The 10,573-nt window shown below is 71.0% G+C and carries 10 protein-coding genes; 9 read left to right on the top strand and 1 reads right to left on the bottom strand.

Annotated features, from left to right (window positions below; genetic code table 11):
- Positions 1-88: 88 nt before the first annotated feature.
- From CVO76_RS00350 to CVO76_RS00335, 5 genes are all read left to right on the top strand, one after another.
- Positions 89-742 (top strand): DUF3105 domain-containing protein, encoded by a 654-nt coding sequence (locus tag CVO76_RS00350; protein WP_133081560.1) that lies wholly within the window; start codon positions 89-91, stop codon positions 740-742.
- 230 nt (positions 743-972) lie between these two features.
- A complete protein-coding gene (locus CVO76_RS00345) occupies positions 973-1,713 on the top strand; it encodes a GAF and ANTAR domain-containing protein (RefSeq protein ID WP_244186110.1) in 741 nt (246 codons plus the stop codon).
- Entirely contained in the window at positions 1,710-2,822 is a 1,113-nt protein-coding gene (locus CVO76_RS00340; RefSeq protein WP_244186108.1) for an alanine racemase, read from the top strand. The genes CVO76_RS00345 and CVO76_RS00340 overlap by 4 nt, the downstream gene beginning before the upstream one ends.
- Positions 2,823-2,872: 50 nt before the next feature.
- Entirely contained in the window at positions 2,873-2,995 is a 123-nt protein-coding gene (locus CVO76_RS17480) for a hypothetical protein (RefSeq protein WP_279628585.1), read from the top strand.
- 55 nt (positions 2,996-3,050) lie between these two features.
- Positions 3,051-3,926 (top strand): TPM domain-containing protein, encoded by an 876-nt coding sequence (locus tag CVO76_RS00335; RefSeq protein WP_208740287.1) that lies wholly within the window; start codon positions 3,051-3,053, stop codon positions 3,924-3,926.
- An 8-nt stretch (positions 3,927-3,934) separates the two neighbouring features.
- Here CVO76_RS00335 and CVO76_RS00330 read toward each other — a convergent pair whose 3' ends face one another.
- Complete coding sequence (locus tag CVO76_RS00330) at positions 3,935-5,548, bottom strand: peptide chain release factor 3 (RefSeq protein WP_244186106.1); 1,614 nt, start codon at positions 5,546-5,548, stop codon at positions 3,935-3,937.
- Between the two features lie 128 nt (positions 5,549-5,676).
- Between CVO76_RS00330 and CVO76_RS00325 the strand changes: the two genes are divergently transcribed.
- The 4 genes from CVO76_RS00325 to CVO76_RS00310 all read left to right on the top strand — a co-directional run bounded on the left by CVO76_RS00325 (position 5,677) and on the right by CVO76_RS00310 (position 10,568).
- Positions 5,677-6,936 (top strand): GAF domain-containing sensor histidine kinase, encoded by a 1,260-nt coding sequence (locus tag CVO76_RS00325; protein WP_133081558.1) that lies wholly within the window; start codon positions 5,677-5,679, stop codon positions 6,934-6,936.
- A 113-nt stretch (positions 6,937-7,049) separates the two neighbouring features.
- Entirely contained in the window at positions 7,050-7,640 is a 591-nt protein-coding gene (locus CVO76_RS00320) for a hypothetical protein (protein ID WP_208740286.1), read from the top strand.
- 187 nt (positions 7,641-7,827) lie between these two features.
- Entirely contained in the window at positions 7,828-8,853 is a 1,026-nt protein-coding gene (locus tag CVO76_RS00315) for an agmatine deiminase family protein (RefSeq protein WP_208741641.1), read from the top strand.
- The gene (locus CVO76_RS00310) at positions 8,853-10,568 is read left to right on the top strand and encodes an amidase (protein WP_208740285.1); all 1,716 of its coding nucleotides are present in this window, start codon (positions 8,853-8,855) and stop codon (positions 10,566-10,568) included. The genes CVO76_RS00315 and CVO76_RS00310 overlap by 1 nt, the downstream gene beginning before the upstream one ends.
- Positions 10,569-10,573: the final 5 nt, after the last annotated feature.

Genomic DNA, 10,573 nt, shown 5'->3' with positions numbered 1-10,573 from the left:
ACTGGCGCGACCCGCCGGTACATTTGTTTCCGGCGCAATCCGATCCGCGGTGTACGCCGCAGCCACTCCAGCACCGAAGGACATCTCGTTGAACAAGAAACGTTCCCAGGAGAACCAGGACCGCCAGGCGCGCCTGGCCGCCATCCAGGCCCAGCAGCGGGCCGGTGAACGCAAGCGCAACGCCCTGATCTTCGGTGGCATCGGAGCCGTGATCCTCGCGGTCATCATCGCCGTGACCCTCGTCATCGTGAACCAGGTGCAGGTGAACCGGGACCGTGAGGCTGCCGCCTCGCAGCCCATCGAGGGGATCCAGGAATATCCCGACGTGACGTTCAACCACGTCGACGGCCCGGTCGAGTACGAGCAGTCGCCCCCCGTCGGCGGGGACCACAGCCCCGTCTGGACCAACTGCGGCGTCTACACGGAGCCCGTGCCCAATGAGAACTCCGTGCACTCCATGGAGCACGGAGCCGTCTGGATCACCTACGACCCGGAGATCGGGCAGGAGGAGATCGACAAGCTGACCGAACTCGTGGGGACGCGTTCCTACGTGCTGCTGAGCCCCTACCCGGACCTCGGCACCCCGATCGCCGCCAGTGCCTGGGGCCTGCAGCTCGAGGTCGACTCCGCGGACGATGCGCGTCTGGCCACCTTCCTCGACAAGTACATCCAGGGCGAGCAGACGCGCGAGCCCGGCGCTGCCTGCTCCGGCGGGATCACCCCGGCCGGTCGCGCCTCCTAGTTCCTCCGATCCGCGTCCGACGGCGGCGCGGCGGGCCGGAAGCGGCTCGTCGCGCCGCCGTCGTCGGTCCTGGGTCCGCCCGGTCCGACTCCGCCCCACCCTGATCCCGGCCCGCCTGACGACCGGATGCGGAAGGTCGACGATTGTTTCCCGTGGGCCTGCCGTGCGGGTAGCGTGGCGGACGATGGGCCGTGTACCGGCGGCCCGATGCGAGCAGAAGGTGGATCCCGGTGGCTGACGACCAGATACTCGGCGAAGTGTCCCTGCCGGGGATGCTGCAGGACATGGTGCTGGAGAGCTCCGACGTGAACGAGTTCCTCGACGGGCTGGCGAAGCTCGCTGCGGACGCGCTGTCGTCGGAGGGCAGCGAGGTGTTCTGCGGGGTGACCCTCCTCCGGTCGCGCGCCAAGGGAAACGTGGCGAGCAGCAGCGAGCAGGCGCGGTTGATGGACGAGGTCCAGTACCAGTTCGACGACGGCCCGTGCATCCGGGCCGCACGCGAGGGCCAGGTCTACGTGGTGCCGGACTTCCGCAGCGAGTCCCGCTTCGGGGAGTACACCAGGGCCATCGCCGACCATGGTGTCCGCTCGGTGATCGGAGTGCCGATCCCGCTCGACGGACTCGCCGCAGCCGGTCTGGACCTGTACTCGACCCGGGAGAACGCCTTCGACGAGGCCGCCATCGCCGCCGCCGTCGACCTCGCACGGGAGGCCTCGAAATCCCTCCGCATGGCTGTCCGCGTCGCGCACCTCTCCGACACCGGTGACCAGCTCCGGGCCGCGATGAGTTCGCGCACCACGATCGACGTCGCGGCGGGCATCATCATGGGGCAGAACCGGTGCAGCCACGACACCGCGATGACCATCCTCAAGGCTGCGTCCAGCGGCCGGAACAAGAAACTCGCGGACGTCGCAGCAGCGGTGGTCACCTCGATCGGGCAGGAACTCCCAGAGACACACTTCGACTCGTGAGCGGCAGGATCCCGCCGGCCACCGGCAGTGTCGCAACGCCCGCCGTCGTCGTCGATCTCGACGTCCTGGAACGGAACATCGCCGCCATGGCGACCTCCGCGCGGGAGCGGGGGATCGCGCTGCGCCCGCACGCCAAGACCCACAAGATCGCCGAGATCGCGCACCTGCAGGTCGCCGCGGGTGCCGTCGGCCTGACCGTCGCGACCATCGGCGAGGCCGAGGCCTTCGTCGCCCGCGGCATCGAGGACGTCTTCATCGCCTACCCCCTGTGGGTCGACGAGCGGGACGCCGGGCGCCTGCTCGCGCTGGCCGACCGCGCCCGCGTCCAGGTCGGCGTCGACTCGGCGGAGGGCGCCCTGCAGCTGGCCCGCAGCCTCGGGCCCGGTGCCGCCCGCATCGGCGTCCGCATCGAGCTGGACAGCGGACACCACCGCAGCGGAGTCCTGCCGGGGGAGGCCGTCGGGGTCGCCAGGGCCGCCGCATCCGCCGGACTGGAGGTCCGCGGCGTCTTCACCTTCCCGGGCCACAGCTACGGCCCCGGAGCAGCGGGTCCCGCGGTCGCCGACGAGCAGGCCGCCCTGTCCGCCGCCGCGGCGGCCCTTCTCGACGCAGGCTTCAGCGATCCCGCCGTCAGCGGCGGGTCCACGCCGTCGGCGCCCCTGTCCTCGGGCGACACCCTGACGGAACTGCGCCCCGGTGTGTACGTCTTCGGGGACGCGCAGCAGTGGGAGCTCGGCAACTGCCGGCCGACGGACATCGCGCTGAGCATCGAGAGTACGGTGGTGAGCCACCGGCGGGGCGCGGACGGAGGCCCGGACCGCTTCATCCTGGATGCCGGCAGCAAGGTACTGGGCAGCGACCGCGCCGCCTGGGCCACCGGGCACGGCAGGCTGCTCGACCACCACGACGCGCGCATCGTGGCGTTGTCCGAGCACCACGCCACCGTCGAGTGGCCCTCCGGCCGGGAGCTTCCACCGCTGGGCTCGCGGCTGCGGGTGGTCCCGAACCATGTCTGCATGACGATCAACCTCGTGGACGAGGTGCAGGTGGTGCGCGACGGCGCCGCACAGGGACGCTGGGCGGTCACGGCGCGGGGACGGAACAGCTAGGCGCTGCCCGGGCCCACTGTCCTTCCGCCCGGATCTCCGCCCGGCGCTTCGTGGAGCAGACGACGATCACGTACCACCTCGCCGGGCTGCTGCAGAAGACCGGCTCGCGCGACCGGCTGCACGCCGTGTTCCCGGGTATCCGGAACGGGTTGCTCTCCATGGGGTCGCGCTGACGGCATGCCGGTCCATAATGGAGACATCGAAGGGCCACACCGTGGGGGAGTGCTGATGATTCCGGGAAGACGACGGCGGGCCGGCGCGGTGACCGCGGCGCTGGTGCTTCTGGTGACGGGGTGCGGTGGTAGCCGGCCGGCCGATGTCCCCGAACGCCCGGTCCAGGGCAACGTGCTGGACGCCGCCGAGATCCTCACGCCGGGCGAGGAGAAGGACCTCGACGCCCTCATCGAGCGCCGGAACAGCACCACCGGTGCCGCGCGGGTCGCCGTCCTGACGGTCGACGGCGCCGGAGGGTCCATCGAGGACTACGCGCGCGCGGTGGCCACCGCCTGGCAGGTGGGCGACGAGGGCGCCGACAACGGCGTGCTCCTGGTCGCGGACACGGGTGAGCGGGAACTGCGCATCGAGACGGCCGACGGCGTGCGGGAGGCCTTCTCGGACGACGACGCCGAGGACGTCGTCGAGGACGTCCTCGAACCGGCCTTCGCCGATGAGGACTACGCCCGGGGGCTCACGGAGGCCGTGGACCAGGTGTACCTGTACGCGGAGGGCTCGGAACCGGAGGAGGAGCCCTTCGACTGGGTGCTGTTCGCCTGGGTGGGCGGAGGCATCGCCCTCCTGCTGTCAGCGGTCATCGGGTGGATCGTCGCGGACTCCCGCCGCCGTCGTCGACGCGCCGACGAGGAACTCCGGGCCGCCGAGGAATCGGACCCCGATCTCCGGCTCACCGAGGAGCAGCGCGACGCCTACCGGAAGTACCGGTACAGCACCCGTGGCAGTGACGCCGTGAGCAACCCGGCCCTCTGGCTGCCCCTCTACGTGGCGAACCCCGCGCTCTACTCCGGCGGCACCGCTGGCCACTCGTCGGGTTCCTCCATGAACGGCGGCGGCGGTTTCAGCGGCGGCGGAGCGTCCGGGAGCTACTGACCGACGCTCTACTGGTCGACGGCGGCACCGATGGGCTCGAGGACGACGTCGGGGAAGTCCTTCCTGAAGTGTCCGACCTTCCACTTGTCACCGAAGACGGCCACGATCTCGCCGTCGGACCGGAACATGATCTCACCGCCGCGGAAGGTCTGCGGCACGCCCTGGCTCTCGGGCGCCACGCGCATCGCGAGCGTGTAGGACAGGTGGTCCAGCGACGTCGGCGCATTGAACTCGGTCCCGAGCCGCTCGGCGGCGACCTCGAACTGCAGGGCACCGACGGCGGCCAGGACGGGCGCCTGATCGCCTCGGAGGTCCGAGCGCAGCACCTGCACCACACCCTCGTGCTCGAGCTGCTCGATGCCGCGGCGGAACTGCTTGTAGCGTCCCGGATCCTTGGCCCGGGCGACGGCGAAGAGTTCGGGGGAGAAGCGGGGGATGTCGGGGAACTGCACGGGCTGCTCGGCGAAGAGGCTGTCGCCCACGCGGAGGCTCGTGGCATTCACGAGGCCGACGACGTCGCCCGGCCACGCGGTGTCCACCACCTCGCGGCTGCGGCCGAGGACGCGGTGCGCGTACTTCGTGGCGAAGGGCTTGCCGGTCCGCTGGTTGGTGATGACCATGCCGCGCTCGAACGTGCCGGAACAGATGCGCAGGTAGGCGATGTGGTCGCGGTGCGCGCTGTCCTGGCCGGCCTGCACCTTGAAGACGAAACCGGACATGGGCGCGTCGATGGGCCGGGGCTCGTCCTCCTTGGAGGGACGCGGCGAGGGCGAGGGTGCCACATCCACGAGGATGTCGAGGAGCTGGGAGACGCCGAAGTTCTTGGCGGCCGCCGCGAACAGGACGGGCGTCTGCCGCGCGGCTTCGAACTCCTCGCGGTCGAAGGAGCCGTTCGAGGACTCGACCAGGCCGGACTCCTCGCGCGCGTCGACCCACGGACCCGCATCACGCGGGTCGAGGGTGTCGATGTCGACGTCGGTCTCCTCGGCAGCCTGGGCGCCCGCCTCGACGGCCTCGAGGGCGATGGCCCGCTGTGCCCGGAGGTCCAGCAGCCCCTGGAAATCGCCGGCGATCCCGGCCGGCCAGGTCAGCGGGACAGGCGTCATGCCGGTGCGCTCGCCGACGTCGTCGATCAGCCCGAGCGCGTCCAGGCCCGGCCGGTCCCACTTGTTGATGACGGTGATGATCGGGATGTTGCGGGCCTTGCAGACGGCCAGCAGCTTCACGGTCTGCGGCTCGAAGCCCTTCGCGGCGTCGATCAGCATGACGGCGGAGTCGACGGCGGCGAGCACGCGGTAGGTGTCCTCGGAGAAGTCGGCGTGGCCGGGGGTGTCCACGACGTTCAGGATGGTGTCGCGGTAGGTCAGCTGCAGCGCGGCCGAGCTGATCGAGATGCCGCGCTCCTGCTCGATGCCCATCCAGTCGGACACGGTCGCGTGGCGGCTCGACTTGCCGTGCGTGACACCGGCGTCCTGGATGGCCCGGGCGAGGAGTGCGAGGGCCTCCGTGAGGGTCGACTTGCCGGCGTCGGGGTGGGAGATGACGGCGAAGGTGCGACGGCGTCCGGCCTCGCGGCGGACGGCGTCGGCGTCGAGGACGGGGGATTCGGTTAACAGGGCCACATCCCCATTGTCCCCGATCCTGGTGAGCAGCCAGCCGGGGAGGCCGCGTGTTCGCTGTGCGCGTGGATGCCGGGGACTACCCTAGGAGGCAGATCACCGCGCGCTGCTACTGGGAGGACGTTCGCGACATGACCGATCAGGCATCCCTGCAGAAGGCTGACCGAGGCTCCGGGCACGCCGACCTGCTCTCGCGGTACGGGCTGGGCGTGGCCCTGGGCGAGGTGGCGCCCGCCGGTTCCCTGCCGCAGCCGGCCGCTGCCTCGAACGCTCCGGCCGCCCTGCAGAATCTCGTGGCGCTCGCCGTCCAGCTCTGCAACGCCCGGTACGGGGCCATCAACGTGATCACCGAGGACGAGTTCCACCAGATCGCCGCGCTGGGACTCGAGCCGCTCATGTGCGCGCGGGACGACTCGCTGTGCGGGCAGGTGCTCAAGTACGGTTCCACCGTCGTGGTGGAGGACTGCAGCGAGGACGTACGGTTCCGGGCGAACCCCTTCGTGGACGGTCGCTTCGGGGCCGTCCGGTTCTATGCCACCACGCCTCTCCTGACGACGGACGGCGTACCCCTCGGCACCCTCTGCATCTTCGACGAGGAGCCGGGCAGCCTCACCGGACAGCAGACGGCGGGACTCGAGACCCTGGCCGCCCAGGTGGTCGACGTCCTCGACCTCCAGCTGCGGACACGCCAGCTCGACGCGACGATCTCCGAGCTGCAGCGCAGCAATGAACTGCTCGGCGAATTCGCGGGCCGGATCAGTCACGACCTGCGTGGACCCCTGACCAACGTCGTCGGACTCGCGGAGCTCGCCGAGGACGAGCCCGACCTGCAGGAGGGCCCTGCGGGCACGTACTTCAAGCGCATCGGTGCAAGCGCCCTCCGCATGTCCTCCATGGTGGAGAACCTCCTCGGCTATTCGCGGGTCGGCGGGGCCGCGCATCCGGAGACCGTCTCCCTCGCGGCCGTGGTCCAGGCCGCCGTCGACGACCTGGGGCACCACGTGGACGGCGTGCGCATCCACACCGAGGACTTCTCGGCCAGCGCCGATCGGGAGCAGCTGCGCGTCCTCATCCAGAATCTGGTGGCCAACGCCGTCGCCTACGCGCGTCCCGGCATCCCACCGGAGGTACGCATCAGCGGTATCGCCACGCCCGGATCCTGGCGCCTGGAGGTGGCCGACAACGGGAAGGGCATCCCGCCGAAGGACTACGACCGCGTCCTCGAGCCGCTGGTGCGCCTCGACCGTGACGGGGATCCGTCCGGCACCGGGATCGGCCTCGCGACCTGCATGCGGATAGCGCAGGCCCACGGCGGACGCCTCGCCTTCGCCCGGACCCCCGGCGGCGGCCTCACCGTACAGGTGGAGTTCGGCCCCGGTCCCGTCGGATAGGACCCCGCCGGGCTTCAAGCGGAAAGCCGACCCGCCAAAGTACTGGACCCACGCCCCGCAGGAGCCTATTTTCGACGTAAGGGACGTCGTCCGCGTCCCGTAGGTGGTAGGGCATGCTGGTCTTCAAGGTGGATGTCGAGGCAGCTGAGGACGGGTTCACGGTGACCTGCCCTGATGTCCCGGCGCTCCACCACCGCATCGCGTCGCTCTGGGAGGCCTGCGGCGTACGTCCCGTCCTCGCCGAACTGAACGGTGTCCCGGACGACCTCGTGTGGCTGCAGATCAGGGCACGGGCAGGAGCGGTGACCGTCGTCTCGGACGTGCATCCACTCCACTGGGTCGCGTTCCACTCGGTCGCCCGGCCGGCGCACCCGTCCTTCGACCGCGGGAGCATCGTGTTCGACCACGCCCTGACCGCCCTGCGGCACGAGGCCGATCAGGCCGAGCGGGAGTGCCGTGGGCATGCCAGGGTCAAGGTCATCGTCTCCTTCCTCGACGGCACCAAGGTCCAGGTCCCCCGGACCGGGGGCTACCCCCTGGCCGACGTCATCGACGGCACGCGGGCGACGGGTGACCTCAGCGGCTGGCTCAGGGAGCGGCTGACCGGACAGGTGTCCCCCGTCTCGGACTGGCATGCCCCCGTCATCGGGTTGCAGGTCGGCGTCTTCGCGCCCGAGGCCGCGGACGCCCGCCGCTATCGGTGAGGCTTCACCGGGTATCTCCGGCTTGTGCACCCTCGACCACGTCCTCTAGAGTTGCCGCAATAATGAACGCCATTCATTTTGTGGCGCAGGTCATTCGTCCGCACCCCGAAAGGAAGATCCCGTGGGCTCCTCCCCCTCCTCGACCGTCCCCCAGGAAGCCGGGACCCTTCCAGCGCCGGGTGCCACGATGCCCGCCGAATGGGAGCCCCACGCCCGGACGTGGATGGCGTTCCCGCCCGCCAACGACACCTTCGGGGAGCAGGGGAGCGCTAGCCTGGACCGGGCACGCAGGGCCTGGGTCCGCGTGGCGCAGACCATCGCCCGGTACGAGCCGGTCACCGTCCTCGCCGATCCGGCAGACCTGGACCGGGCGCGCGGCATGCTGGGAGAGGACATCACCGTCGAGGCGGTGCCCCTCGACGATGCGTGGCTGCGCGACTCCGGCCCCACCTTCGTCCAGGAGCCGGGCGGAGGAGTGGCGGCGGTCGACTGGGTGTTCAACGGGTGGGGAGCGCAGCACTGGGCCGCCTGGACCGAGGACGCGAAGGTCGCGGCGGCCGTCGGACGGCTCGCCGGGGTGGGCGCGACGACGAGCGACCTCGTCAACGAGGGCGGAGGATTCCACGTCGACGGGCGAGGCACCGTCCTGCTGACCGACACCGTCCAGCTCGACCCGGGCCGGAACCCGACCGCTACCAAGGAGTCGGTGGAAGCCGAGTTCCACGCCCGCCTGGGCACCCGGCACGCCGTCTGGCTGCCCTGCGGGCTGACGCGGGACTACGACGAGTTCGGCACGCGGGGCCACGTGGACATCGTCGCCGCGTTCACGGCCGCCGGGACGCTGCTCCTCCACCGGCAGGACGACCCGCAGCACCCGGACCATGAGGTGACGCGCAGGCTGCGATCCGTCCTCGCCGCAGCCGTCGACGCCGACGGCGCCCCCCTGCGGATCGTCGACGTGCCCGCACCCACCGCGATCCGGGACGACGGGGAGTTCGTCGACTGGTCCTACATCAATCACTACGTCGCGAACGGCGTCGTCGTCCTCTGCGCCTTCGACGATCCCCGGGACGAGGTGGCGGCAGGCATCCTCGCCGAGGCCTACCCCGGGCGGACGATCGAACTGGTGGACGCCCGCGACATCTTCGCCTTCGGCGGCGGCATCCACTGCATCACGCAGCAGCAGCCGCGAGCGCGAGGGGGCGAGCAGTGATGCCGATCGATGTCGTCGAAGCCACCATCCGGGACCTGCGCGAGGCCCTGGCCGCCGGCCGGACGACCAGCGAGGAGCTCGTCACCGAGTACCTGCGCCGGATCGAGGCCTACGACCGGGGCGGGATACGCCTCAATGCGCTCGTCGTCCTGAATCCGCACGCCCTCGAGGAGGCCCGGGCCTCGGACGAGCGGCGGGCACGCGGAACGGTGCGGGGGCCGCTGGACGGTGTCCCGTACACCGCGAAGGACAGCTACAAGGTGAAGGGCCTGACCGTCGCCGCCGGCTCTCCCGCCTTCGGCGACCTGGTCGCGCAGCAGGACGCCTTCACCATCGGCCGGTTGCGCGACGCCGGAGCCGTCCTCGTCGGCCTCACGAACATGCCGCCCATGGCCAACGGCGGCATGCAGCGCGGTCTCTACGGGCGGGCGGAGAGCCCCTACAGCGCCGGCTACCTCACTGCCGCGTTCGCCTCGGGGTCGTCCAACGGCTCCGGGACGGCGACCGCCGCGAGCTTCGCGGCCTTCGGGCTGGCGGAGGAGACCTGGTCCTCCGGACGGTCACCGGCCTCGAACAACGGCCTCTGCGCCTACACACCCTCCCGCGGCGTGATCTCCGTCCGGGGGAACTGGCCGCTCGTGCCGACCATGGACGTCGTCGTGCCGCACTCCCGCACCATGGCCGACCTCCTGGAGATCCTGGACGTCGTCGTCGCCGACGACGACGATGCACGCGGGGACTTCTGGCGCGCCCAGCCGTGGATCGACATCCCCGCCGCGTCGGCCCTCCGGCCCGACTCGTACGTCTCCCTCGCTCCGCGCGACGCCGACGAGGCACGCGGGCACCTCGCCGGGAAGCGTTTCGGCGTGCCGCGCATGTACATCAACGGGGACCCCGAGGCCGGTACCGGCCCGTCCACCGACATCGGAGGGCCCACGGGCCGGGCCATCCGCACCCGGGCCTCCGTCCTCGACCTGTGGGCGGCCGCCCGGGCGGACCTGGAGCGGGCCGGGGCGGACGTGGTCGAGGTGGACTTCCCCGTCGTCTCCAACTACGAGGGCGACCGTCCCGGTGCTCCCACGATCACGACTCGGGGGCTGGTGAGTTCCGAGTTCCTGCAGAGCGAGATCCTCGACCTGTCCGCGTGGGCCTGGCACGACTTCCTGCAGGCGAACGGCGACCCGGCCCTGGACTCCCTCGCCGACGTCGACGGTGCAACGATCTTCCCGCCGGACGGCGGGGCACTTCCGGACCGGTACAGCGGTTTCGACGACGACATCGCGGCATATCCCGAGTTGATCCGGCGGCACGGTGCGGTGAAGCTCGTGGACATCCCGCACCTCGAGGAGGGTCTCCGGGGCCTCGAGGAGACACGCCGCGTGGACCTCGACGAGTGGATGGCCGGTCTCGGGCTGGATGCCGTCGTCTTCCCGGCGGCAGCGGACGTCGGACCGTCCGACAGCGATACGAATCCGGCATCGGCGGACATCGCCTGGCGGAACGGCGTCTGGGTGTCGAACGGCAACCTCGTGCCCCGGCACCTCGGCATACCGACGGTCACCGTGCCGATGGGGGTGGCGCAGGACCTCGGGATGCCCGTGGGGCTGACCTTCGCCGGCCCCGCCTACAGCGACACGGAACTGCTGCGCCTCGCGGCCGCCTTCGAGGCCACGGGGTCGCGACGCTCGGCCCCGCCGCGGACCCCGCCGCTGTAGGGGCG

The sequence above is a fragment of the Arthrobacter agilis genome (assembly GCF_002953615.1).
GTDB lineage: Bacteria > Actinomycetota > Actinomycetes > Actinomycetales > Micrococcaceae > Arthrobacter_D > Arthrobacter_D agilis_B.
This window is presented reverse-complemented; position numbering and strand designations above follow the sequence as displayed.

Excerpts from the sequence above, each read along its gene's own strand:
- CVO76_RS00320 (WP_208740286.1), top strand. The coding sequence starts at position 7,050 with ATGCTGGTCTTCAAGGTGGATGTCGAGGCAGCTGAGGACGGGTTCACG.
- CVO76_RS00325 (WP_133081558.1), top strand. The coding sequence starts at position 5,677 with ATGACCGATCAGGCATCCCTGCAGAAGGCTGACCGAGGCTCCGGGCAC.
- CVO76_RS00335 (WP_208740287.1), top strand. The coding sequence starts at position 3,051 with ATGATTCCGGGAAGACGACGGCGGGCCGGCGCGGTGACCGCGGCGCTG.
- CVO76_RS00310 (WP_208740285.1), top strand. The coding sequence starts at position 8,853 with ATGCCGATCGATGTCGTCGAAGCCACCATCCGGGACCTGCGCGAGGCC.
- CVO76_RS00315 (WP_208741641.1), top strand. The coding sequence starts at position 7,828 with ATGCCCGCCGAATGGGAGCCCCACGCCCGGACGTGGATGGCGTTCCCG.